This is a genomic window from Lentzea sp. NBRC 105346 (assembly GCF_030269605.1).
Taxonomy (GTDB): Bacteria; Actinomycetota; Actinomycetes; order Mycobacteriales; family Pseudonocardiaceae; genus Lentzea.
This window is the reverse complement of sequence record NZ_BSTQ01000030.1, coordinates 22,405-45,120: the sequence shown is the minus strand read 5'-3', so window position 1 is coordinate 45,120 and position 22,716 is coordinate 22,405. Positions and strand designations below refer to the sequence as shown.

18 protein-coding genes are annotated in these 22,716 nt (G+C 70.0%); 10 read left to right on the top strand and 8 right to left on the bottom strand.

What is annotated here, in order from left to right:
* Positions 1-164: 164 nt before the first annotated feature.
* The 4 genes from QSK35_RS41015 to QSK35_RS41000 form a co-directional block, all read right to left on the bottom strand.
* On the bottom strand, positions 165-2,249 hold the full coding sequence (locus QSK35_RS41015) for an alpha-galactosidase (protein WP_285753580.1): 2,085 nt from the start codon (positions 2,247-2,249) through the stop codon (positions 165-167).
* A gap of 93 nt (positions 2,250-2,342) precedes the next feature.
* A complete protein-coding gene (locus tag QSK35_RS41010; RefSeq protein ID WP_285753579.1) occupies positions 2,343-3,731 on the bottom strand; it encodes a GntP family permease in 1,389 nt (462 codons plus the stop codon).
* A gap of 247 nt (positions 3,732-3,978) precedes the next feature.
* Entirely contained in the window at positions 3,979-5,559 is a 1,581-nt protein-coding gene (locus QSK35_RS41005; protein ID WP_285753578.1) for an N-acyl-D-amino-acid deacylase family protein, read from the bottom strand.
* An 11-nt stretch (positions 5,560-5,570) separates the two neighbouring features.
* Positions 5,571-6,860, bottom strand: coding sequence for an amino acid deaminase (locus QSK35_RS41000; protein WP_285753577.1), 1,290 nt, complete (start codon positions 6,858-6,860; stop codon positions 5,571-5,573).
* An 87-nt stretch (positions 6,861-6,947) separates the two neighbouring features.
* Between QSK35_RS41000 and QSK35_RS40995 the strand changes: the two genes are divergently transcribed.
* The 4 genes from QSK35_RS40995 to QSK35_RS40980 all read left to right on the top strand — a co-directional run bounded on the left by QSK35_RS40995 (position 6,948) and on the right by QSK35_RS40980 (position 9,672).
* Positions 6,948-7,916, top strand: a complete 969-nt coding sequence (locus QSK35_RS40995) for a sugar kinase (RefSeq protein ID WP_285753575.1) — start codon at positions 6,948-6,950, stop codon at positions 7,914-7,916.
* Entirely contained in the window at positions 7,913-8,659 is a 747-nt protein-coding gene (locus QSK35_RS40990; protein ID WP_285753573.1) for an IclR family transcriptional regulator, read from the top strand. Before QSK35_RS40995 ends, QSK35_RS40990 begins: the two co-directional genes overlap by 4 nt.
* A gap of 15 nt (positions 8,660-8,674) precedes the next feature.
* Positions 8,675-9,061, top strand: a complete 387-nt coding sequence (locus QSK35_RS40985) for a RidA family protein (protein WP_285753571.1) — start codon at positions 8,675-8,677, stop codon at positions 9,059-9,061.
* Positions 9,062-9,378: 317 nt separating this feature from the next.
* Entirely contained in the window at positions 9,379-9,672 is a 294-nt protein-coding gene (locus tag QSK35_RS40980) for a hypothetical protein (RefSeq protein ID WP_285753570.1), read from the top strand.
* On the opposite strand, the gene QSK35_RS40975 is transcribed toward QSK35_RS40980, so the two are convergent.
* Positions 9,666-10,016 (bottom strand): DUF1844 domain-containing protein, encoded by a 351-nt coding sequence (locus tag QSK35_RS40975; RefSeq protein ID WP_285753568.1) that lies wholly within the window; start codon positions 10,014-10,016, stop codon positions 9,666-9,668. The genes QSK35_RS40980 and QSK35_RS40975 overlap by 7 nt on opposite strands.
* A gap of 266 nt (positions 10,017-10,282) precedes the next feature.
* On the opposite strand from QSK35_RS40975, the gene infC reads away from it, so the two are divergent.
* From infC to QSK35_RS40955, 4 genes are all read left to right on the top strand, one after another.
* Positions 10,283-10,897: a translation initiation factor IF-3 gene (gene infC / locus QSK35_RS40970; protein ID WP_285753566.1), complete on the top strand. Its 615-nt coding sequence runs from the start codon at positions 10,283-10,285 to the stop codon at positions 10,895-10,897.
* A gap of 49 nt (positions 10,898-10,946) precedes the next feature.
* Positions 10,947-11,141 (top strand): 50S ribosomal protein L35, encoded by a 195-nt coding sequence (rpmI, locus tag QSK35_RS40965; protein ID WP_109640906.1) that lies wholly within the window; start codon positions 10,947-10,949, stop codon positions 11,139-11,141.
* Between the two features lie 63 nt (positions 11,142-11,204).
* Positions 11,205-11,594 (top strand): 50S ribosomal protein L20, encoded by a 390-nt coding sequence (gene rplT, locus QSK35_RS40960; protein ID WP_285753561.1) that lies wholly within the window; start codon positions 11,205-11,207, stop codon positions 11,592-11,594.
* Positions 11,591-12,433, top strand: a complete 843-nt coding sequence (locus tag QSK35_RS40955; RefSeq protein WP_285753583.1) for a TrmH family RNA methyltransferase — start codon at positions 11,591-11,593, stop codon at positions 12,431-12,433. Before rplT ends, QSK35_RS40955 begins: the two co-directional genes overlap by 4 nt.
* Here QSK35_RS40955 and QSK35_RS40950 read toward each other — a convergent pair.
* The 3 genes from QSK35_RS40950 to QSK35_RS40940 all read right to left on the bottom strand — a co-directional run bounded on the left by QSK35_RS40950 (position 12,430) and on the right by QSK35_RS40940 (position 18,720).
* Positions 12,430-14,172, bottom strand: a complete 1,743-nt coding sequence (locus QSK35_RS40950) for a carboxypeptidase regulatory-like domain-containing protein (protein ID WP_285753559.1) — start codon at positions 14,170-14,172, stop codon at positions 12,430-12,432. The genes QSK35_RS40955 and QSK35_RS40950 overlap by 4 nt on opposite strands.
* Positions 14,173-14,288: 116 nt before the next feature.
* Entirely contained in the window at positions 14,289-16,985 is a 2,697-nt protein-coding gene (locus QSK35_RS40945; protein ID WP_285753557.1) for a tetratricopeptide repeat protein, read from the bottom strand.
* Between the two features lies 1 nt (position 16,986).
* On the bottom strand, positions 16,987-18,720 hold the full coding sequence (locus tag QSK35_RS40940) for an HSP90 family protein (protein WP_285753555.1): 1,734 nt from the start codon (positions 18,718-18,720) through the stop codon (positions 16,987-16,989).
* A gap of 135 nt (positions 18,721-18,855) precedes the next feature.
* On the opposite strand from QSK35_RS40940, the gene pheS reads away from it, so the two are divergent.
* Both pheS and pheT read left to right on the top strand, forming a co-directional pair.
* Entirely contained in the window at positions 18,856-19,938 is a 1,083-nt protein-coding gene (pheS, locus tag QSK35_RS40935; protein ID WP_285753553.1) for a phenylalanine--tRNA ligase subunit alpha, read from the top strand.
* A gap of 4 nt (positions 19,939-19,942) precedes the next feature.
* On the top strand, positions 19,943-22,420 hold the full coding sequence (pheT, locus tag QSK35_RS40930) for a phenylalanine--tRNA ligase subunit beta (RefSeq protein ID WP_285753552.1): 2,478 nt from the start codon (positions 19,943-19,945) through the stop codon (positions 22,418-22,420).
* Positions 22,421-22,716: the final 296 nt, after the last annotated feature.

Sequence of the window (22,716 nt, the reverse complement as noted above, 5' to 3'; positions counted from 1 at the left end):
CCCGCCCCCCGACACCCCGTCATCCGCAAACAACGCAGGCCCAGCAAACCCAAGACAGCAAACAACAAACGGGCCGCCGCTCACGCGACGGCCCGCTAGGGAACTCACCCCTGGTTAAAACACCAGCAAGCGGTCAGCGCTTGGAAAGCTCCCTTCATAGCGTTTCAGGACAGGCGTATGAGGAGGGCCTGCTCCGGGTTGAACACCGGGAGCTGGAGGCCGACCTCCGACAACGCCGAACCGGGTAGCCGCAACGACTCCCACGTCGGCGTTTCGCGTTGGGTGAGCGCGGGATAACCGGCCGGACCGTCGAACGACACGGTGTACGTGCGGTCCGGATCCAGGCCCGGCAACAGCACCCGAGCCGGTTTGGTGCCGACCGAGGTGGTCAGCTGGGCGTAGCAGAACAATGCCTCCGAACGATCGGGCGCCACCACGCCGTGCACCCACGCGGCCGGGTCCGGGTGGTCGACCCGCACCACGTTTCCGTTGTGCACCAACGAACGCACGGACTTGTAGTACTCGATCGCCGCGACGAGACCGGCGCGTTCCTCCGCGGTGGCCGAGCTGATGTCCCACTCGATGCCGAAGTGCCCGAACATCGCGGTCGCCACGCGGAACGACAGGTCGTGCGTGCGCCCGGTCGTGTGCGAGTGCGTCGGTCCGACGTGCGCGCCCATCAGCTCGGGCGGCAGGAACACCCCGGTCCAGCGCTGGATCTGCTGCCGTTCCAGGGCGTCGTTGCAGTCCGACGTCCACACGCGGTCGGTCCGCTCCAGCACACCGAGGTCGATCCGCGCGCCGCCGGACGAGCAGCTCTCGATCTCCACGTTGGGATGACGTTCCCGCAGTTCGTCCAGCAGGCGGTAGTACGCCAGGGTCTGCGCGTGCGTGCCCGACGCGATCAGGTCGCGGTTGTGGTCCCACTTCACGAACGCGATGTCGTGCTCGGACAGCAGGGTGTCGAGCCGCGAGAGGATGTACGCGAACGCATCGGGGTTCCCGAGGTTCAGCACCTGCTGGTTGCGCCACGACGGCGGCAGCACTCCCGGCCGCGGCCCCAGCGCCCAGTCCGGGTGCGCGCGGAACAGGTCCGAGTCCGGGTTGATCATCTCCGGTTCGAACCAGAGCCCGAACTCCATCCCCAGCGAACGGACGTGCTTGATCAACGGGTTCAGCCCGTCCGGCCACACCGTCTCGTCGACGTACCAGTCGCCGAGGCCGGCGGTGTCGGCGCGCCGGTGCCGGAACCACCCGTCGTCGAGCACGAACCGCTCGACCCCGGCAGCGGCCGCGGTGTCCGCCAGCGACGCCAGGCGCTCCAGGTCGTGGTCGAAGTACACGGCCTCCCACGTGTTCAGCACGACCGGCCGCGGCTTGGCCGGACGTCCCTCGCGCAGCTTGCGGTGGAACGCCGCGCTCAGCCCGTCGATGCCGTTGCCCGAGTACGCCGCGTACAACGACGGCGTCGCGTACTCCTCGCCGCGCGCGAGCACGACCTCGCCGGGCAGCAGCAACTCGCCGCCGCCGAGGACCGGGGTGGAGTCCGGGAACCGCTCGGCGTAAGTGACGTGGTTGCCGCTCCACGCGACGTGCAACGCCCAGACCTCGCCGGTGCGGAACCCGAATCCGGGTGTGCCGGCGAGCAGGCCGATCGTGGCGTCGTGCCCGGTGCGGCCGCGCCGGCTCTCACGCAGCCAGGTGCCGTAGTCGAGCGAACGCCGCTGTGGCTGGCGTTCCCGGCTCCATCGGCCGGTGAAGTCGAGCAGTTCACCCGCCCGCGCGGGCACGGGCAGCGCGGCCTCGAGACCGTCCAGGTGGTACGGGCTGTCCCCGTCGTTGCGGAGGGTGTGCTGCACTCGCAGCAGCCCGGACGGCGTCAGCTCCAGCACACCGTTCACCGTCAGCTCGGCCGCTGGATCCGTTGCGGTGTAACGCAAGGAGCGGTCGGATGCGGTGTAGTCCGTGACGGTCAGCGCAGGCGCGAAGTGCGTGCCGGACCGGTGGCCGCGCAACGCCGGACGTCCGGAGTGTCCGGCCACCGCGGCGGGCAGGACCGTGAGCGGCACCGGTACGTCCGGCGAGTTGTGCGGGATCGGGGGCTCGACCGCGTCGACCAGAGCGGTGAGCGCGCTCTGGTCGAGCGCGCCCAGCGCCTTGCCCCAATGTGCGATTGCCGGCAACCCCCGGATGGACACGACGACGCTGGTGAGCCCGTCTTGCAGGTGGACGACCTCTGTGTTGGCCATGTAGTCCCTCGTCTACAGATCAAACACAAATGAAACAGGTGCGATCGTCGGTCGCGGAAGGTTCCGTTGTCAATTGTTGAGTTGTGTGTACTTCTAGATGACCAGACTGAGCAGGGCCGCGACGGCGAAACCGACGATCGACAAGATCGTCTCCAGCACCGTCCACGTCTGCAGCGTCTCCTTCACGGACAGGCCGAAGTACCGCGAGACGATCCAGAATCCGCCGTCGTTGACGTGCGAGGCGATGATCGAACCGGACGCGATCGCCATCACCACCAGCGCCAGCTGCGGCTGCGAGTAGTGCAGGTCCGCCACCACGGGCGCCACGATGCCCGCGGTCGTCACGATCGCGACGGTCGCGGAGCCCTGGGCGACCCGGATGACGCAACTGATCACGTAGGACAGTGCGATCACCGGCAGGCCGAGGTCCTTCAGTTCGGTCGCGAGGATCTTGCCGATGCCCGTCGCGGACAGCACCGCGCCGAAGAACGCGCCCGCGCCCACGACGAGCAGGATCATCGCCACCGGCCGCAACGACGCGGCGGACAGCTCGGCGACCTTGTCGCGGGTCATGCCACGCCGGAAGCCGAGCAGCCAGAACGCCACCAGCACGGCGATCGTCAGCGCGATGGCCGGCGTGCCGAAGAACGTCGTGACACCGAGCCAGCGCGATCCCTTCGGCAGCAGGATGGAACCGAACGTGCCCGCGAGGATCAGCACCAGCGGCAGACCGATGATGCCCAGCACGAGTCCCAGGGACGGCGGCTCTTTCTCCGTGTGCACCTTTTCGGCCGCCTCGAGCATCTCCTCGGGCACCGGCACGACGATCCGCTTGCCGACCCACGCCGAGTAGATGACACCACCGATCAGCCACGCGGGGATCGCGACCGCGAGTCCCATGATGATGATCCAGCCGAGCGACACCTTCAGCAGACCGGCCGCGGCCACGGGGCCGGGGTGCGGCGGCATGTAGGCGTGCATCACGGACAAACCGGCCAGCAACGGCATGGCGTACAACACGATCGACCGGCCGCTCTGCTTCGCGGCGACGTACACAAGCGGTGCCAGCACGAAGATGCCGATGTCGAAGAAGACCGGCACACCGAAGATCAACCCGGCCAGGCCCATGGCGAGCGGTGCCCGCTTTTCACCGAACAGCCGCAGCAGCTTCTCTGTCAGCACCTGCGCGCCGCCGGACGCCTCGAGGATCGCGCCGAGCAGCGTGCCGAGCCCGATGATCGCGGCGATGTGCCCGAGGATGCCGCCGAAGCCCTTCTCCAGCAAGGAGTCCGAGGCCTTCTGCGCCGACCCGACCAGCGTCTCGGTCGGCAGGCCCGCGGCGAGTGCCACGAGCAGGCCGACGACGAGGAGCGCGATGAACGGCTCGACCTTGAACTTGATGATCAGCAACAACAGCACCGCGATGCTGAGCGCCGCGAGGGTCAGCAGACCCCCGGTGGAGTGTTGCAGCCATTGGATCACGGGCGACTCCCGGTGGTGCGTGGCGGACCTGGCTCCCGTCGCCGGGGCAGGGGACTGTGCGCGAGCACGACGGCTCGCGGGTGACGAAGGCGTGATGAATGGGGCCGGCTTTGTGGCCGGTCAGATGGTGGCCGGTCTTCGGCGGGTCAGGCAGGGGGCGCCGGTCCAGGCCGCGCTCGCGCGGGCGTCCCCGGCTCCAGGGGGCCCCCGAATTCCATTCTCCCAGAGGGGTCTGACAGTTCCGGGGTCATGCGCGGTTCCGCAGCGAGTGGCCCGGCAGGGCGCCGGTGGCGGTTCCGTCGTCGATCACCGGCACCCCGTTGACGAACACGTGCGGGATGCCGATGGCCCGCTGGCGGGGTTCGTCGAACGTCGCGGTGTCCGCGACGGTCTCCGGGTCGAACAGCACCAGGTCCGCCGCGAACCCCTCGCGAACCAGACCTCGGTCGGCGAGCCGCAACCGCCGGGCCGCCCGGCCGGTGAGGTGCGCGACGCACTCCTCCAGCCCGAGCACGCCCAGCTCGCGGACATAGCGCGCCAGATAACGCGGAAACGTGCCCCACGCGCGCGGATGCGGCCGGTCGCCGACGAGCAGGCCGTCGGAGCCGCCGGTGTGCGCCGGGTGCCGCATGATCGCCTGCACGTTGCCCTCGTGCCCGACGTGCATGAGGCAGGACGTACCCAGCCGTTCGTCGACCAGCACGTCGAAGTACAGATCGGACGGTCGCACACCGCGCGCGGACGCCGAGGCGAGCACGCTGTGCCCGACCAGCGCGGAGTTCGAGGCGTGGCGCACACCGTTGATCTCGATGGAGTCCCAGTCGACCGGCACGCCGTGGCAGCCGTCCGACCCGGTCTCCTCGATCTCCACCCGGATGCGTTCACGGGTGTCCACATCGGACAACCGTCCCAGGGTGGCCTCGGGTCCGCCTTCCGAAGCCCAGCTCGGCAGCAACGCCGACAGGTAGGTGGCGCCGGGCAGGTACGGGTAGGTGTCGAGGGTGATGTCGGCGCCCGAGGCGATCGCGTTGTCGAGCAGGGTGAGCAACTCCGGCGCGCGGCCCTCGTTGACCGGGAAGTTCATCGTCGCGTGGGCGAGGTGCAGCGGGCAGCCGGACCGGACGGACACGTCGACCATCTCCGCGTACGCCTCCAGCGCACCGGCGCCGTAGCTGCGGTGGTGCGGGCTGTAGTAGCCGCCCAGCTCACCCGTCACGCGACACAGTTCGACGAGTTCGCCGGTGTCCGCGTACATGCCGGGCGTGTACGTCAGACCCGATGACAGACCGACCGCGCCTTCTCGCAGTGACTGCGCCAGCACGGTTTTCATCTCGTCCATTTCGGACGGTGTGGGCGGCCGGTCGTCGTAGCCGACGCACAGCAACCGCAGGGTGCCCTGCGGCACCAGGTAGGCGGCGTTGACCGCGATACCCCGGTCCAGCCGGTCGAGGTACTCGCCGACGGACCGCCAGTTCCAGTCGAAACCGGGCGGGTCGTCGTTCCAGCCCGCGAGCTGGCCGCGCAACGTCGCCAGCACCTCGTCGTTCACCGGCGCGTACGACAGGCCGTCCTGGCCGAGCACCTCGGTCGTGACGCCCTGCGACACCTTCGCCAGGTGGTCCGGCTTCGCGAGCACCTGGAGGTCCGAGTGCGAGTGCATGTCGATGAACCCCGGCGCGAGCACGAGGCCGGTGGCGTCGATGGTGCGGGTACCCGACAGGCCCGAGCCGATCGACGCGATCTTCCCTTCGTGGACACCGACATCCGCCCGGTAGGAAGGCGAGCCGGTGCCGTCGGCTATCTGCGCCCCACGGATGACGATGTCCACTCTTCGCTCCTCTAGAAGTAGGTGCGGATCAGGTCCACCACGGTCGTCCCGGACACCACCGGGATCAGCTGCCACTTGTCGAACACCGTGCAGGGGTGCGACAACCCGAGCCCGACCCAGTCGCCGACCCGGACCGGCGCCTCCACGCCGAGCGCCATGAACGCGTGCTGGTCGTTGAGCGCGGTGATCCGCGCGTCGCCCAGCGGCACGGTCGCGCCGTCCCGGCGGCGCAGGCGCTGCGGTTCCGGCAGCCCCTCGTCGAACGACGCGTCGCGCTTGCCGAGCGTCAACAGCGCCAGGTCGCGCTGCGGCCGTGAGGTGACCTGCGCCCACGCGTGCAGGGCGGGCCGGAACGGCTCGACGCCCCGGATCCGGCCGAACGGCGAGATGCCGCGGTAGAACCCGTCGTCGTGGGTGACGTACGCGCCGCTGCGCAGCACCGGCAGCACCGGCACCGGCCACGGCTGCGTGATCGCCGAGGCGACCTGATCGAAGTACGCGCTGCCGCCGGCCGTGACGATCACCTGGTCCAGGTCGTCCAGCAGGCCGTGGTCGGCCATGCGCAGCACCAGCGAGCGCAGGTCCCGCAGATACCGGTCCACAATGGACTTCGACGACTCGGTCGCGTCGTGCGCCAGCGCGCCCTCGTAACCCGCGACACCCGCGAGACGCAGCACCGGGCTCTGCGCCACGGCACGGGCGACGGCCAGGCCGGTCTCGACGTCGCGCGCGCCGGTCCGGCCGCCGGGCGCGCCCAGTTCGACGAGCACGTCGATCCGGCGGCCGGGGCTGATCTCCTGCAGCGTCTCGCTCATCAGTGCGATGCCCGCCTCGGAGTCCGCCCAGCAGGAGAACTCGAAGAGCGGGTCGTGGTCGAGCTCAGCGGCCACCCAGCGCAGGGCGGCCGGGTCGAGCAGCTGGTTGGCCAGCAGCACGCGGCTCACGCCGAACGCCCGGTACACCCGCAGCTGGCTCGCGTTCGCCGCGGTGATCGCCCACGAGCCCAGCTCCAGCTGCCGCCGGAACAGCTGCGGCGCCATCGTGGTCTTGCCGTGCGGCGCGAGTGCGACGCCGTGCGCCTCGCACCACTTCGCCATCGTCGTCAGGTTGTGCTCCAGCGCGTCCGCGTCGAGCACGACCAGCGGTCCGACGAACTCGTCGGCGAACAGGTCGAGCCGCTGCGCCGCGGTCTCGCGGATGGTCTGGCCGAACGTTTCGGCAGGTAGTCCCTTGAAGCGCCAGTCGATGCGTTCGTCACCGATGGCGGACACGGCGGTGAGGCTCAGTTCGGCACGTTGCATATGTTGCAACTCCCATTGCGCGATGTGATGCTGGAGTGTGTAGCATTCGGGTGCGCCGCCGTCAACGGAGCAGAGCTTGGAGAGCGCATGCGGTTCGATCAGGTTGGCGGCGTCGTATGTCTCGGCGAGACCATGGTCGTCATGGTCCCGGCCGAACCGGGTCCCGTGCACGAGGTGCGCACGTGGCATCGCGCGATCGGAGGAGCGGAGTCGAACGTGGCGTGCCACCTCGCCCGCCTCGGCGTGCCGTCGAGCTGGGTCAGCGCGGTCGGTGACGACGCGTTCGGCCTGGCCGTGCTCGACACCGTGGCGGCCGCCGGCGTGGACGTGTCGCGCGTGCGGGTCGACCCGGTCAGACCGACCGGCCTGTACATCAAGGAGGCGTCCGCCGAGGGCAGCGCGGTCCGGTACTACCGGCGCGGCTCCGCGGCCTCCGGCATGGGCCTGGAGATGATCGACCGGCTCGGCCTCGACTCCGTGCGGCTGGTGCACGTCAGTGGCATCACGCCCGCTCTGTCCGACACCTGCCTGGCGTTGCTCCGCGAGCTGATGCGACGGCCACGGCACGGGTTCCAGGTGTCGTTCGACCTGAACTGGCGGCCCGCCCTGTGGGCCGACCGCGACCCATCCGTGCTGCGCGAGCTCGCCGACATGGCCGACATCGTGCTCGCCGGGTCCGACGAGGCGTCCGTCGTGTGGGGGACCGGCGATCCGCTGCGGTTGCGCGCGTTGCTCCCCGGCCCGCGGGTGATCGTCGTCAAGCACGGCTCCGAGGGCGCGAGCCTGGTCGAGGACGGCTGCGTCCACTTCGAACCCGCGCTGCGCGTGGACGTCGTCGAGCCGGTCGGAGCCGGCGACGCGTTCGCCGCCGGGTTCCTCGCCGCGACGCTGTCCGGGTGCGACGTGCGGACGCGGTTGCGCGCCGGGCACCTCCAGGCGGCGTCCGCCCTGCTGACCAAGGAAGATGTGGGCCCACCGCTGCCCGCCCACATCACGGATCCGCTCCTTGCCGCGGAACCGGAAGTCTGGGCCGCCGCCCGCCTGGAGGGTTCATGAGCCAAAGCCTCGACCGCGCGTTGACGCTGGTCGGTCAGCTCGCCACGGGGCCGAAGACGCTCGACGAGCTGTCCGCGGTCATCGGGGTGCACAAGTCGACCACGTTGCGGTTGCTGCGCACCCTGGAGACGCACCGGTTCGTGCAGCGCGACGGCGTGCACCACTACCGGCTCGGCACCGCGCTGTTCGACCTCGCCCACCGCGCGCTGGAGGAACGCGACGTACGGCGAGCCGCCGAACCCGCGTTGCGGGAACTGAACTCCCGCCTGGGTTACACCGTGCACCTGGCGTCCTATGAGGACGGTGAGGTGATCTACATCGACAAGTACGACAGCACCCACCCGATGCGCATGTACTCGCGCATCGGCCGCCGGGCACCGCTGCACTGCACGGCCGTGGCGAAGATCCTGCTGGCGGACCTGTCACCGGTGGAGCTGCAGAAGGTGCTGGCGAGCATGGAGTTCACGCCGCTGACCGCCAACACCCTGACGTCGCCCGACGCTTACATGGCTGAGCTCTTGCTGGTGCGCCAGCGGGGTTATGCCGTCGACAACGCCGAACACGAGGACTTCATCCACTGCATCGCGGCGCCGATCCGCGGTGCGCGCGGCGAGGTGCTCGCCGCGGTCTCCATGTCGGTGCCGAAGGTCCTGCTCGACTTCGAGGGACTGCTCGGCCACCTGCCCGACCTGCTGGCCACGGCAGAGGCGGCGTCCATCGAGTGCGGTTACGCACCACGCTGATCAGGGGAGTTCGTTTTGTCCAAGGTTGAGATTCGCACCGACGACGCGCCTGCGCCGCCCGCTCGGTTCTCGCAGGGGGTGCGTAAGGGCAACATCCTGCAGGTCGCCGGTCAGGTGGCGTTCGATGCCGCTACCGGTTCGGTGGTCGGTACCACGGTTGCCGAGCAGACGCGGCAGACGTTCTCGAACGTCGAGGCCGTGCTCAAGGCGGGCGGAGCGTCGCTCGCGGATGTTGTGATGCTGCGCGTGTTCCTCACCGACGTGTCGCACTTCGCCGAGATGAACGGGGTGTGGGACTCGGTTTTCGCCGGCGTGGAGGCGCCGCCTGCTCGGACCACCGTGTACGTCGGGCTGCCCGCGGGTCTGCTCGTTGAGATCGATGCGCTGGCGGTCCTGGACTGACACCATGCGGTCGCATGAAGTGGTATGCGGACCGGCCGGTTCGATTCGCCCGTCAGGTGATCGCTGATTTCTTGGCTTTTCTGTGGGCCGTGCTCTGGGTGTGGGTGGCGTCGTCTGCCCACGATGCGGTGTTGTCGCTTCGGGCTCCCGGCGACGGGTTGGTGAACGCGGGCTCGGGGATTCGGGACGCGTTCACCAACGCCGCCGACAAGGCTCGGCGGGTGCCTCTCGTTGGGGACGATCTCTCTTCGGCGCTTGGAGGTGGGACCCGCGCTGGTGACACGTTGGCCGGGGCTGGGCACGCTCAGATCTCCGCTGTGGAGACCACTGCGTTCTGGCTTCAGGTGGCGTTGATCGCCGTGCCGGTGATGTTCCTGCTGATCGTCTGGCTGCCGTTCCGGCTGCGGTTCGCCTTGCGTGCCGGGGCCGCGCTGCGCCTGCGTGCCGGGGGCAGCACGGACCTGCTGGCGCTACGGGCGCTGACCTCGTTGTCAGGTCGGGAGCTTGCCCGGTTCTCCTCGGATCCGGCGGCGGCGTGGCGGGCCGGCGACGACCAGGTCGTCGACGAACTGGCCCGCCGCCAACTCGCGACCCTCGGCCTCCGTCAGTAGACGGGGCCGGTGAACTTCTCGCCTGGGCCCTGGCCCGGCTCGTCCGGCACGACGCTGGCCTCGCGGAACGCGCGTTGCACTGACTGCAGGCCGTCCTTCAGGGGAGCGGCGTGCGGGCCCAGGTACTCCGACGACGCGGTGACCAGGCCGGCCAGCGCGGTGATCAGGCGGCGGGCCTCGTCCAGGTCGCGGCGCGGGGAGGTGTCGGGGTCCGGATCGGCCAGTCCGAGGCGTTCGGCTGAGGCGGAGAGCAGCATCACCGCTGCTCGGCTGATCACCTCGATGCTGGGCACGTCGCCCAGGTCGCGGACGGTGTCTTCAAACGGCTCGGTCACGGGAGCCATTCAAGCAAGGTGGGGTGGTGACCCCACGATTCGGGGGTTGACAACCGGGTCTGCTACTATTTCTGGCGCGACCAGCCCCCGTTAGTGCGGGGGCGGCAAGTGGAGCCCCGCTCCCACCCGCGTCCACCGCCTCAGGTGGCCGGGTCCGGTCATCCCTCAACGGGACAATTGTCCTTGTCGTGGTGCGATCGGTCGGAAGCGGGCCCCTCGTCAGTGGTGACGTGGGGCTCTTGTCTTTTGGCGCAAACGAGTCGCAAAGGACGTGAATGACAAGTCCCTCGAACCGAGGAGCCCCCGCCAGCTCCGAGCCGCGCATCAACGACCGCATTCGGGTGCCGGAGGTCCGTCTGGTCGGACCGAACGGCGAGCAGGTCGGGATCGTTCGCATCGAGGACGCGCTCCGACTCGCCCAGGAAGCGGATCTCGACCTCGTCGAGGTCGCCGCGCAGGCGCGACCGCCGGTCTGCAAGCTCATGGACTACGGCAAGTTCAAGTACGAGACCGCGCAGAAGGCGCGCGAGTCACGCCGTAACCAGCAGCTGACGGTCATCAAGGAGCAGAAGCTCCGGCCGAAGATCGACCCGCACGACTACCAGACGAAGAAGGGCCACGTGGCCCGATTCCTGTCGCACGGGAACAAGGTCAAGGTGACCATCATGTTCCGTGGTCGTGAGCAGTCGCGCCCCGAGCTGGGCTACCGGTTGTTGCAGAGGCTGGCGGAGGATGTCGCGGAGCTGGGCTTCGTCGAGTCCAACCCCAAGCAGGACGGCCGCAACATGATCATGGTGCTGGCCCCGCACAAGAACACGAAGACGCGTCCCATCAAGCACGACCAGGAGCAGACCGAGGCCACTGAGGCCGAGGCCGGTTCCGACCAGTAAGGACGCATGGCCGCCCCCGACCCGGTGGCAGCACGAGACGAGGACGGAAATGCCCAAGAACAAGACGCACAGCGGGACCTCGAAGCGGTTCAAGGTCACCGGCAGCGGCAAGATCGTCCGCGAGAAGGCGGGCAAGCGCCACATCCTGGAGAAGAAGTCCAGCCGTGTGACGCGCCGCATGAGCGGCACGGCGGTGGTGTCGGAGAACGACGCGCCGCGCATCAAGAAGCTGCTCGGTCTCTGACCGCCTCCCCCTTAGCAATCCGGGGCGCCCCGACCGCCCCCTTGAGATCGACAGGATGGACCCGTGGCACGCGTCAAGCGGGCTGTGAACGCCCAGAAGAAGCGTCGTACCACCCTTGAGCTGGCGAGCGGTTACCGCGGCCAGCGCTCGAGGCTGTACCGCAAGGCCAAGGAGCAGGTGCTCCACTCGCTCAACTACGCGTACCGCGACCGTCGTGCGCGTAAGGGTGACTTCCGCAAGCTCTGGATCCAGCGCATCAACGCCGGTGCGCGCCAGAACGGCATCACCTACAACCGCTTCATCCAGGGCCTGAAGCTCGCGGGTGTCGAGGTCGACCGCAAGATCCTCGCGGACCTGGCCGTCACCGACGCCACCGCGTTCACCGCGCTCGTCGAGATCGCGCGCGGCGCCCTCCCGACCGACGTCAACGCGCCGGTCGAGGACAAGGCCTGAGCGGGAACTCCCGCGCACGACGACCCGAGGCGGCTCCGTTCACCGAACGGACCCCTCGGGTCGTTGCTGCTCGGCACCTGACGCGGCGGCAGGGCCGTGACCGCGCGGACCGTTTCCTCGCCGAAGGCGCACAGGCCGTGCGGGAAGCCTTGGCGTGGCCCGGAACCGTGCACGAACTCTTCGTCACGTCCCAGGCCGCCGAGCGCAGTTCGGAACTCGTGCACGCCGCCATCGACGCGGGCGTGCGCGTGTCCGAGGTCACCGAGAAGGCCGCGGCGGCGCTCTCGGAAACCGTGACGCCCCAAGGCCTCGTGGCCGTGTGCGACACGGTCGACCAGCCGTTGGCCACGGTCCTGCGCGGCACCCCGCGACTCGTCGCGGTGCTGTTCGGCGTCACGGACCCCGGCAACGCGGGCACCGTCGTGCGCGTCGCGGACGCCGCGGGCGCCGATGCGGTGATCTTCGCGGGCGACACCGTCGACCCGCACAACGGCAAGTGCGTGCGCGCCTCCACCGGCTCGCTCTTCCACCTGCCCATCGCCCGCTCCCGCGACGCCGACGAGGTCTTCGCCGCGTGCGGTGCCGCCGGCCTGCGCCTGGTCGCCGCCGACGGCTACGCCAAGGACGACCTCGACACGGCGAGCTTGCGTGGCGACCTCGAACAGCCCACCGCGTGGGTGTTCGGCAGTGAGGCACATGGGCTGCCCGACGCCGTCGTGTCCGCTTTGGACACTTCACTGAAGGTGCCGATCTACGGCGGTGCCGAGTCGCTCAACCTCGCCACCGCCGCAGCCGTGTGCCTCTACGCTTCAGCCCGCGCGCAGCGCGCGGTGGGTTAGCGAATCGTCTGGTTGATGTCCGGCGTGGTCGCGCCGGACGTCACCTGCACCGGGGTCGCCTTGTCGAACGACGGGGCGTCCAGGTACCAGATCTCCTTGCGGCCGATGTCGTCGATGAACCGCAGCCGCACCTGCTGCGTGCCGAGACCGGTCACCTCGTACGGATCACCGAAGTAGCCGTTCCCCGACGGCCCGGCGTAGTCACCGGTCCGCGCGTTGTACGGGATGACGGTGATCCAGCTGTCCTCGCTGCCTTCGACGAGCCCGACGCCGGTCACCTTCGCCGCCGCCTGCAGCGTCTCGTCGGACGTAGTTTCGCGACCCGCTTCGACCTTGATCCGCTTGGCCGCCTTGCGGTCCACGGCATTGCCGGACCAACGCCACCCGTGGTTACCGGAGGTCGCGGTGAACTCGAGCGGCCAGTGGTACGGGCCGAGTCCCGGGAACCGGTAGTTGCCCTGCAGGTCGGTGCAGTGATCGCCGTACGCCCAGTTGGTGGCGTACGGGAACACGCAGACGTGGGGGATGGGCTGGCCGGTGGCCTCGTCGCGGACGGTGCCCGTCACCGTGCCCGCCCCGTCGAGCAGGATCGGGGAGCCCTGAACGATCCTGCCGGGCTGGGCCTTGTAGGTCCGCGCCGCCGTCTGCTCTCCGGTGCCGCCCCACCAGCCGACCCACTGCAGGCCGTGCGTCTCGTCCTGCGGCCGGGCGAGCAGCCGGTAGTCGGCGATGGGCAGCGGCCCGACGACCACCACGCCCGCGTCGTCGCTGCACGTGCCCCGCCAGTTGTTGTCCCACGTCGAGAGGCCCGGCGAGTTCGACTCGACGGCCTGCACACAGGTGTTCTTCACGAGGGCACCGGTGCGCGCGTTCCGCACGACGCTGCGGATGGCCACCGCCGGCTTGACCTTCCCAGGCGCCTTCGTGACCTCCCCGGAACGGATGACGACCTTCTCGATCGTCGAACCGAAGTGCGCCTTGTCCGGAGTGATCGCGAGGTCGTACGTGCCGCGTGGCAGGCGCAGGCGCACCACGCCGTCGGTGGTGCACGGCCGGTCGCCGCCGGTGCCGGGTGCGAAGGCGCAGAACTCCTTCACCGGCGCACCGCTCACCTCGTCGGTCAGGGTGACCTCCGCGAAACCGGGCGGGATCAGCTGCTCGTCGATCACCACGTCCGGGCCGCTCAGCACGTTCACGACGTCGGCTTCGGCCAGCGTCTCCTTCTGGTGGTAGTACTGCGTCGGGTACGCCTTGAACTCGATCTTGTGACGGCCCGGGAAGACGTCGCGGAACGCGTACTCGCCCGCCGCGTTGGTCGAGGTGTCGCCCGCCCAGATCGATCCGTCGACGTCGACGAGGCTGACACCCACCCACGGCACCGGCTTGTCGCCGTCGAGCAACTTGCCCCGCAGCACACCGATGCCGGGCGGCCGCAGCTTCAGCTCGTACGGCTGGGTGCCCGGATACACGAACACGGCGTCCCGGTGCCTGCGCCTGCTGCCCGACCAGGTGTCGGAGTAGCCCTCGGCGCTGCCGCGCAACACATACGTGCCACCGGGCACGTCGATCGCGAACGCGCCGGTCGCGTCGGCGCACCCCTTCGCGATCTCCTTGTCCTCATAGAAGTAATCGACCACGGTCACGCACGCGTTCGGCACCGGCTCACCGGTCTGCGACGACGTCACCTTGCCGACGATCTGCGAAGCCGCCTGTGCGGCCGGCACTCCGACTGTCAGCAACGACGCGGCTAAAACCGCGGTAGCGCCGACTGATCTCCATCTCATGTGGATCCCCCCTTGTTCACGGCACGGCACTGCAACGCGTGTGAGGAGCGATTTGTTGACGCGCGCGGGCGTCAGGCCTCCAGGCGGGCCGTCAGCTCGCGGACCAGCGGGTCCGTGCCCGACGGTTTGTTCTGCCGCTTCAACGCCTCCGTCAGCACGGACACCACGTCACCGGTCTGCGGCGAGTCCGGCGTCAGCAGCGCGGCCGCCCGGCGAGCCTCGGTCTCGGCCCCGGCAGGATCCGAGGCATCCAGCAGCAGCCGGGCACCTCGGGTCACGAGGAACAGGTGCCAGGGCAGGTCTTCCAGCGAGGCGGCCAGCGACTCGGCGGTCTGGTTCTCCCGCATCGCCAGGGCGAACTCGCCCGCGCGGCCGTGCAGGAACGCCCGGATCGCGGCGATCTCGGCCGTGTGACGGGTGCGCGCGTCGGCATCCTCGACCGCGGGCAGCAACCGCGCGGCCTCGGCCAGCGCCGACAACGTGGCGAGATCCTCCTCGGCCGGCAGCGCGCCCGCGACCTCGATCCACGACCCGACGGCCTCACCGACCTCGCCCGCGATCTCCCACGACCGAGCCGCTTCCCCGTACACCGAGGCGGCCTCGGATCCCTTGCCGGCGCGGTGCAACACGCCCCCGAGCGCGTCGCGCGTGAACGCGAGCCGGGCGTGATCATCGGACGGAACGAGGTCGACCGCGGCGCGCAGATGGCGTTCGGCGGCCGGGAACTCGCCCAGCCTGCGGCATACCTGGCCGAGCCGGAACGTCACCTGCAGCGCCAGGTCGTCCTGGCCCGGCTGCACCAGGCGCAGCGCCTCCTCCAGCGTCTCCGCGGCCTCGACGAACCGGTCGTTGCGCAGGTAGCCGCCGCCGAGGGCGAAGCACGCCTTCGCGGTGTGGCCGGGGGAGAGGTGCACCCTGGACAACGCCACGGCGTCGCGCAGCGCACCGAGGCACGACGCTTCCTGGTCGAGCTCCTCGATCGCCATCGCGTACAGGAACTGCGCCTCCGCGCCGGCGCCACCGGTGAACGCCGACGCGAACGCCTGGCCCGTCGACAGCGCGGACGTCACCTGACCGGTCACGGTCTCCAGCCGCAGTTTGATGCGCAGCGCGTCGAAGTACACGCTCGGCGACAGCGGATCGAGCTCCAGCACCTCGCCGATCAGCGCGGTCGCCAGCGGCAGATCCTGTTTGCGGGCAACGTGTTCCGCCGAGTCGACCAGAACGCGGGCGCGCAGCGACGGCACGTCCAGCCCGGCCGCGAAGGCCATCATCGTGTCCGCCTCGGCGTGCTCGTGCCGATCGTCGAGCAGTTCGACCAACGCGAGGGCGGCGATCACGCGCGTGTAGTCGGACGTGGCCGACGACAGGGCCGCGCGGGCGATCTCCAGGCCGTCCGGCAGCCACACGGACACCTTGGCGCGGTACCGGCACGCGATGTCGGCCGGCAGCCGTTCCAGCGCCGAGTCGAACCGGTCCAGCAGGAACTCCGCGTCACCCGAGATCATCCGGCGGATCGCGGCGTGCGCGGCCAGGTCGTCGGGCAGCAGCGCGTCCATGTCCGGCGGCAGCGAGTCGAGCAGCCGGCGTCCGGTGACGAAGTCGCCCGCGTCGTAGGCCTCGACCATGCCGGCCGCGATCTCGACCGGGTCACCGGACGGCACCGGCTCCTGAACCACGGGCACCGCGACGGGCACGGCCAGCGGTACGGCGATGGAGTCCTTGCGCTCCAACGACTCCAGCGTCCGGTCCGTGCACGCGGTGCTGGAGTTGCGCGCGTCGAACGCGGCCGCCAGCTCCAGCGCCCGCGCCCGCAACCGGTCCAGCAGCGAGGCGGCCGACATCTCGGAGTCGTCCAACGAGAACATCACATCCGGGGAAACCCGTGACAGCAGCACGGAAGCGGAGATCGCGAAGTGCATCTCGGCGGACGGCGACACGGGCGAGGTGATCCGGTGCAGGTTGCGCCGCAGGATCTCCAGGCCGCGGTCGGCGTTGCCCGTGACCGCGCAGAACTCCAGGTGCTCGTTGAGGTACCCGGTGGTCGCGTCGTCCTTGATCATCCGGTACGCGGTCAGGTGCGCGGACGCGGCGGCGGACACGTCGCCGGTCTCCAGCAGCGCGGGCAGAACCGCGGTCAGCACACCCTGCGGCTGCGTGGCACAACCGGTCTCCGACCGCAGGATCGGCTGCGCGTGCGCGACGGCCTCGGCGTGCCGGCCGAGGTTCACCAGGTGCGTCACCTGTTCCTCGACGACGCACGCCGAGCAGTCGCTCATCGGGCCGGATTCCGTTGCCATGTAACGGCCGAAGTGCTCGATGAACGCGGCCGAGTCGCCGATGTGGAACGACAGCTCGGCCCGCGCGCCGTGCACGGGCTGCATCGAGTACCCGTGCCGCTGGTAGCGCGACGCCAGCTGTTCGATCACCGACTCGATCTGCGCCAGGCTGAACCGTGGATCGCGGCGCAGCCCGCCGGGGATCCACTTGTGCGCCCAGTCGAACGTGTGCCGCTCGTACTCGTCGAACGCCGTGGGGTCGCGCTGCTCGGCGGACATGCACCAGGCGAACGGCGCCAGCATCAGGTCGTAGCGGTCCAGGTCGTAGCAGGACCGGATGAGCACCACGCGGCACGACACCGCGAGCGGCAGGTGGTCCGCGGCGTCGGCGGCGCGCGCGGCGTGTTCCAGGGCCTCGTGGCGCGCCATGCCCGAGGGCATCTCGTACGCCTCGAGGAAAAGTCTCTCCGCTTCCTTCTTGTCGTCCACGTCAGCGTTCCCCCACGGCCCGGTCCAGCAGTTCCAGGAAAGAGCGGTTCAAGGCGGCGGTGTCCTTGGGGCGCATCGGCCGACGCGCCTGCAACACCGCGTGCACGTAAAGAGACTCCAGCGTCAGCTCGATCAGCGCCGGATCGGTCAGCATGGCCAGCCGCTGCACCAGCGGGTTGCGGCAGTTCAGCACCAGCTGCTCGGCGCGCCCCGGCGAGTCGGACACCAGCTGCGACAACAGTTCCGCCCACAACGGGTCGGCGTCGGAGCCCACCTCGGCGGTGTCGCGATCACGCTGCCGCTCGGCGTTGGTGATCAGCAACGCGGGCAGCGACACCGGGTCGAAGTCGCGCGGCACCGCGTCGCAGTCGTGCCGCTCCAACGCCGCCGCGCCCTGCTTCAGCCGCTGCTGCAGCTCCGCGAGGAACGCGGGCGAGGGATCTCCCAGCGCGGCAAGGAGTTCGGACGGCGCGGCCCGCCGGGCGGCGCCGGGACCGAGCCGGTCCAGCAGCTCCACGTCGTAGGCGTAACCCGCGTTCACCAGCCCCAGGCCCTGCGCCTGCGCGACCGGGGCGAGCTGGTGGTACTCGTCGACGTCCGGGATGTACAGCACGGCGCCGTGCTTGCGGCGGAACTGCTTCAGCGGCATCGGCCCGTCCGTCGTCTCAAACGGCAGCCAGTGCTCGACCAGCCGGAGCATCTCGTCGTCGGACCGCGCCAGCGACTTGATCCCGAGGTGGTGCGCCTCCAGCAACTGACCCGCGCGGCGGGGTTCGGTGGCGTCCAGCCGGATCAGCCAGTCGCGGATCTGGTCGCCCAGCTCCTCACGCACGGCCAGCAGCATCTCGTCCTGGTACAGCGACTCGCGCGACGCGGTCGGCCGCAGCGCGGACGTGTCGACGACGCAGCGCGCGAAATAGGCCCAGTCCGGCAGCAGGCCTTCGACGTTGTCACCGACCAGCATCCGCTTGAGGTACACGCGATGCGTCTGCCGCGTCCCCGGATGCACCCCGGACGGCAGCACGAACGCGACGCCGGTCAGCCCGACCGCGGCCACCTCGACCGGGATCGCCTCGAACGCCGTGAACCCCAGCACGCGTTCGCCGTAGGCGATCAGGTCCGCCTCGGGGTCCTCCCACGGCAGCAGGCCGGTCGTGACCACCTCTCCGCCCACGCTCACCGAAGCGGGCAACAGGTCGCCGTACTCGGTGACCAGCGGCCGCACGATCTCCTCTTCCAGCCAGTGTTCCGCGCCGCGCGCGGGCGTCAGCTCGACCGATGTGCCGACGGGAACGTCCTCGGAGAGCACGGAAACCGTGTAGTTGCCCGCGGAGTCGGCGATCCAGCGCACCGCGGGGCCACCGCGCGCCGACCGCGTCACGAGCGTGATCTCCGACGCGACGAGGAAGCACGACAGCATCCCGACGCCGAACTGGCCGAGGAACCCCTCGCGCGCGAACCCGAGCTCGTCTCGCTTCGAGGTCCGGCCCAGAACCGAGAGAAGCTCGTGTACGTCCTCTTCCGTCAGTCCTATCCCGGTATCGACGACCTTCAGCCGTTCGCCGAAGGTGATCTCGATGTCGGCGGGCGCGGACGGGTCCAGCTCGCGCCGTGCGGTGATCGCGTCCACGGCGTTCTGCAGCAGCTCGCGCACGTAGACGCGCGGGCTGCTGTACAGGTGCTGGCTGAGCAGGTCGATGATGCCGCGAAGATCGACGCGGAAGGTGTGCCCCATGGTGCCGACCAGTCTACGGAGCCGACGGGCCGTCGATCACCGCTTTTAGAGGAAGGGGCGGGGGACGGTCAAGACCTCTCCTCTAGGATCAGTCCGTTTACTCGAAGAGTCCGTGACGGGAGCTGTCCACCAACCATGTCCGGAGCCAACGACCCGTACGACCCGAAAGAGGTCGCGGCGCTCTCGCCGGAGAACCTCGACGCGGCCGTGCAGAAGGCGCGGGAAGCGTTCTCCGCCGCGATCGACCTGGACGCGCTGGCCGCCGTGAAGCCGGCGCACCTCGGTGACCGCTCGCCCGTGCTGCTCGCCCGCCGCGAGATCGGCGCGCTGCCCCCCAAGGCCAAGGCCGAGGCGGGCAAGCGGGTCAACGAGGCGCAGTCCGCGGTCAAGGCCGCGTTCGAGGAGCGGCACGCCGTGCTGCAGGTCGAACGCGACGAGCGGGTGCTGCGCGAGGAGACCGTCGACGTCACGCTGCCGTGGGACCGCATTCCACGTGGCGCGCGCCACCCGATCACCACGCTCGCGGAGCGCATCGGTGACGTCTTCGTGGCCATGGGCTACGAGATCGCCGAGGGCCCCGAGCTCGAGACCGAGTGGTTCAACTTCGACGCGCTGAACTTCGGCAAGGACCACCCGGCGCGCACGATGCAGGACACGTTCTACATCGCCCCCCTGGATGGATCCGAGGGGGACTCGAGCCTGGTTCTGCGCACGCACACGTCGCCGGTGCAGGCGCGCACGCTGTTGGACCGCGAGCCGCCGGTCTACATCGTGTGCCCCGGCCGCACGTTCCGCACCGACGAGCTCGACGCGACGCACACCCCGGTGTTCCACCAGGTCGAGGGCCTCGCGGTCGACAAGGGCCTGACGATGGCGCACCTGAAGGGCACGCTCGACGCGTTCGCCCGCGCGATGTTCGGCGAGCACTCCAAGACGCGGCTGCGGCCGAGCTTCTTCCCGTTCACCGAGCCGTCCGCCGAGGTGGACGTGTGGTTCCCGGAGAAGAAGGGCGGCGCGGGCTGGGTCGAGTGGGGCGGCTGCGGCATGGTCAACCCCAACGTCCTGCGCGCGTGCGGCGTCGACCCGGACGTGTACTCGGGTTTCGCGTTCGGCATGGGCCTCGAACGCACCCTGCAGTTCCGCAACGGGCTCCCCGACATGCGCGACATGGTCGAGGGCGACGTCCGCTTCACCCAGCCATTCGGAACGGAGGCATAACCGGATGCGCATCCCGGTTACCTGGCTGGTCGAGCACCTGGAGTTCGACGAGAAGCCGACGCCCGACCAGCTCGCCGAGGCCTTTACCCGGATCGGCATCGAGGTCGAGGAGGTCCGGCCGCTCGGACCCGTCTCCGGCCCGATCGTCGCCGGTCGCGTGATGGAGATCGAAGAGCTCAGCGAGTTCAAGAAGCCCATCCGGTACGTCAAGGTCGAGGTCGGTCCGGACCAGGTCAACAACGTGATCTGCGGTGCGACGAACTTCGTCGAGGGCGACTCGGTCGTCGTCGCGCTGCCCGGCGCGACGCTGCCCGGCGACTTCACCATCACCGCGCGCAAGACGTACGGCCGCACCAGCGAGGGCATGATCTGCGCCGCCGACGAGCTCGGCATCGGCGACGACCACTCCGGCATCCTCGTGCTGCCCAGCGGGACCGCGCAGCCGGGTGACGACGCGATCGAGCTGCTCGGCCTGAGCGACACGGTCATCGAGGTCGCCCCGACGCCGGACCGCGGCTACGCGTTCTCGGTGCGCGGCCTGGCCCGTGAGATCGCCTGCGCGATGGACGTGCCGTTCGGCGACCCCGGCACGGTGGAGATCCCGGAGGCCGAGGGCGAGGTGTGGCCGGTCCACATCGAGGACCGCACCGGCTGCCCGCGGTTCGTGGCGCGCCGCGTGACGGGCGTGGACCCGACCGCGCCGACGCCGTGGTGGATGCGGCGCAGGCTGATGCTCGCGGGCATCCGCTCGATCTCGCTGTCGGTCGACATCACCAACTACGTGATGCTCGAGCTGGGCCAGCCGCTGCACGCGTTCGACGCCGCCGCGCTGCAGGGCGGCTTCGTCGTCCGCCGTGCCACGGCGGGGGAGAAGCTCACGACGCTGGACGACCAGGTCCGCGAGCTCGACCCGGACGACATCGTGATCGCCGACGACAGCGGCGTGATCTCGCTCGCCGGCGTCATGGGCGGTGCGTCGACCGAGGTTCGCGACAACAGCTCGGACATCCTGCTGGAGGCGGCGAACTGGGAGCCCGCGTCGATCGCGCGCACGGTCCGCAGGCACAAGCTGCCGTCCGAGGCGTCCAAGCGCTTCGAGCGCACGGTCGACCCGGCGCTGGCGCCGGTCGCGCTGGAGCGGGCCGCGAAGCTGCTGATGCACTACGGCGACGGCAGCATCAAGCCCGGCCGCACCGACGTGGGCGCGCCCGCGCTGCCCGAGCCGGTGTCCATGCCGATCGACCTGCCGGACCGCGTCGCGGGCGTGCGCTACGCCCGTGGCGTCACCGCGCGGCGCCTCGGCCAGATCGGCTGCCAGGTCCAGGTGACCACGTCCGACGACGCGCAGACGATCGTCACGGCCGTGCCGCCGACGTGGCGCGCGGACCTCACACAGCCCGCCGACCTGGTCGAGGAGGTGCTGCGGCTGGAGGGGTACGACACGATCCCGTCCGTGCTGCCGCCCGCCCCGCCCGGCCGCGGCCTGACCGAGCAGCAGCGCCGCCGCCGCACGGTGTGGCGTGCCCTGGCGGAGCACGGGTTCACCGAGGTGAAGCCGTTCCCGTTCATCTCGCCTTCGGTCTTCGACGCGTTCGGACTGGCCGCGGACGACGTGCGCCGCAACACCGTGAGCGTGCTGAACCCGTTGGAGGCGGACAAGAACGTCCTCGCGACCACTCTGCTGCCCGCCCTGTTGGAGACCCTCCAACGCAACCTGGCGCGCGGCGCCCGCGACGTGGCGTTGTACAACATCGCGCAGGTGACGCTGCCCAAGGCGCAGCCGGTTCCGGTGCCGTCGCTGGGCGTCGCCGGTCGGCCCTCGGACGAGGAAGTCGCCTCGATGCTCGCCGCGCTGCCGCAGCAGCCGCTGCACGTGGCCGGTGTGCTCACCGGGCACCGCGAGCACGCGGGCTGGTGGGGCAAGGGCCGGCAGGCCGACTGGGCGGACGCGGTCGAGGCCGCCCGCCTCGCGGCCAAGGCCTACGGGGTTTCTCTTCGGGTGGTGGCCTCGGACCTGCTGCCGTGGCACCCCGGCCGTTGCGCCGAACTGCGCGTCGGCGACTGGCCCGTCGGCCACGCCGGCGAGCTGCACCCGAAGGTCGTCGAGGCGCTGGGCCTGCCCAAGCGCACGGTGGCGTTCGAGCTGGACCTCGACGCGCTGCCGCTCGAAGACCACCGCCCGGCGCCGATGGTCTCGGCGTACCCGCCGGTGCTGCTCGACGTGGCGCTGGTGGTCGACGCGTCGGTGCCGGTGCAGTCCGTCTCGGAGGTGCTGACCTCAGGTGCCGGCGAGCTGCTGGAGGACATCCGGCTGTTCGACGTCTACACCGGTGAGCAGGTCGGCGAGGGCAAGAAGTCGCTCGCGTACTCCTTGCGTTTCCGCGCACCCGACCGCACCTTGACGGTGGAAGAGGCGACGAGCGCTCGCGACAGCGCCGTTGCCGCGGCGACCGAGGCGTTCGGAGCGGCGCTTCGCGCCTAGCCGGTCTCGAGTGTTGGGCCCGCGGTTCTTCGGAACCGCGGGCCTTTTTCGCGTCATGGGTGGCTGGGTCCCGAGACGGTCACAGCCCAGAAAATCTGTTGAGACAAGTTCGCTCGAACGGATCAACAGGTTACCGCTGGGTTTGGGCTCAAACGCGCAGGTGGTGGCGCTGAGTAGCTGTCAAGGTGCCGAAGGTCCCGAAATGCACGGGCATGTCGGCGCGCATGAGACGCTTGCGCGGCGTTTGAACGTTCTCCAAGATTGGCGACGCGGCCCGCTGGGCCGAGGGGCGAAGC

Coding starts and splice junctions, on each gene's coding strand:
- QSK35_RS40990 (WP_285753573.1), top strand. CDS start 7,913: ATGAGCCAAAGCCTCGACCGCGCGTTGACGCTGGTCGGTCAGCTCGCC.
- QSK35_RS41015 (WP_285753580.1), bottom strand. CDS start 2,249: ATGGCCAACACAGAGGTCGTCCACCTGCAAGACGGGCTCACCAGCGTC.
- QSK35_RS40975 (WP_285753568.1), bottom strand. CDS start 10,016: ATGGCTCCCGTGACCGAGCCGTTTGAAGACACCGTCCGCGACCTGGGC.
- rpmI (WP_109640906.1), top strand. CDS start 10,947: ATGCCCAAGAACAAGACGCACAGCGGGACCTCGAAGCGGTTCAAGGTC.
- infC (WP_285753566.1), top strand. CDS start 10,283: ATGACAAGTCCCTCGAACCGAGGAGCCCCCGCCAGCTCCGAGCCGCGC.
- QSK35_RS40995 (WP_285753575.1), top strand. CDS start 6,948: ATGCGGTTCGATCAGGTTGGCGGCGTCGTATGTCTCGGCGAGACCATG.
- pheT (WP_285753552.1), top strand. CDS start 19,943: ATGCGCATCCCGGTTACCTGGCTGGTCGAGCACCTGGAGTTCGACGAG.
- QSK35_RS41000 (WP_285753577.1), bottom strand. CDS start 6,860: ATGCAACGTGCCGAACTGAGCCTCACCGCCGTGTCCGCCATCGGTGAC.
- QSK35_RS40940 (WP_285753555.1), bottom strand. CDS start 18,720: ATGGGGCACACCTTCCGCGTCGATCTTCGCGGCATCATCGACCTGCTC.
- pheS (WP_285753553.1), top strand. CDS start 18,856: ATGTCCGGAGCCAACGACCCGTACGACCCGAAAGAGGTCGCGGCGCTC.